Source organism: Streptomyces carpinensis (assembly GCF_002154505.1).
In the GTDB taxonomy this organism is placed as follows: Bacteria; Actinomycetota; Actinomycetes; order Streptomycetales; family Streptomycetaceae; genus Streptomyces; species Streptomyces carpinensis.
Genome location: NZ_MUBM01000482.1, coordinates 1 through 1356 on the forward strand (window position 1 = coordinate 1; position 1356 = coordinate 1356).

The window sequence follows — 1356 nt, forward strand, 5'->3', positions numbered from 1 at the left end:
GTCCTCCGCGAGGGCGTGCAGCACCCGGGAGTGCTCGCCGGTGCGCTCCTTGATCATCGTGCGGTAGGAGGCGACCATCCGGTCCGCGCCCTTGCCGTCGGCGAGGATCGCCCGCAGCTGGTCGAGGTCGCCGTCACGGACCATCTTCCAGAACTCGGCGCCGTCCGCCGGGTCGCTCAGCGGCAGATTCACGTTGCGCACGCCCGGCAGCTCGACGTCCGGCCCCTCGAGCTTCTTGTCGGCCGCGTTGCGGAAGTCGAAGATCGTGTGCAGGCCCAGGGAGGCGAGGAAGGCCGCGTCCTTCTCGGTCGCGTGCGCGAGGTGGCCGCTGCGGAACAGCACCCCGTGCCGTACCCGCCGTCCGTCCACGGTCGGCAGCCCGCCCACATCACGGAAGTTGCGCACGCCGGCCAGCTCCGGCTCGGTCGACGGGACCTGCTGCGTCACGAGGACTCCTCCCTCTGGGCCCCACCGTCACGGCTCGTCGGCGGGCGCGACCTCGACGATACGACATGGTCGCCCGGGGCCAACGGCGGCTTCGTAGCGGCGGACATCCACCACCGTCACTCCGGCCCTTCCGCCCGAATCGCGGTCCTGGTCGGAACTCGACCCGGAACGAAGGGCGCTGGGGGACCGGGCGTGAGGTGGGTCATAACGGTGACCGTTCGTCACCCGTCGCCCCTCGGGGCAGGCAATTCCGGCGGGCGCTCGGCGAATCGAAAATGAAAGACGGTCGAATCGAAATATTCCCGACCGGGGTGATGATGTCGAGTGGCTTATCTCACCGCCAGTCAACCCTTGCCTACGGTCGCGTAGGTCACATTCGGAGGTGAATGATGGGCCGACGTGGCAGACGATTCGAAGAGTGACAGCAGATCAGTGATCGGGTCGTACGTGGCGGTGGGGGACAGCTTCACCGAGGGCGTCGGCGACCCCGGCCCCGACGGGGCGTTCGTCGGCTGGGCCGACCGGTTCGCCGTCCTGCTCGCCGACCGGCGGCCCGAGGGCGACTTCCAGTACACCAACCTCGCCGTGCGCGGAAAGCTGCTCGACCAGATCGTGGCGGGCCAGGTCCAGCGAGCCGTCGAACTCGCCCCCGACCTGGTCTCGTTCTGCGCGGGCGGCAACGACATCATCCGCCCCGGCACCGACCCGGACGAGGTGGCGGAACGCTTCGAGAAGGCGGTCGCCCGGCTCACCTCGGCCGCCGGCACCGTCATGGTCACCACCGGCTTCGACACCCGCGGCGTGCCCGTGCTCAAGCATCTGCGCGGCAAGATCGCCACGTACAACGGGCATGTGCGGGCCGTCGCCGACCGCTACGGCTGCCCCGTGCTCGACCTGTGGTCCCTGCGG

General features: G+C 69.7%; 2 protein-coding genes. One reads left to right on the top strand and one right to left on the bottom strand.

Features of this window, described 5'->3' with window-relative positions; translation table 11 throughout:
- The coding region (locus BZY54_RS44120; RefSeq protein WP_143668271.1) for a tyrosine-protein phosphatase at positions 1–447 on the bottom strand (447 nt) is incomplete at its 3' end.
- A 432-nt stretch (positions 448–879) separates the two neighbouring features.
- Here BZY54_RS44120 and BZY54_RS44125 point away from each other — a divergent pair.
- Positions 880–1356: SGNH/GDSL hydrolase family protein (locus BZY54_RS44125; RefSeq protein ID WP_143668273.1), on the top strand; the 477-nt coding region annotated here is incomplete at its 3' end.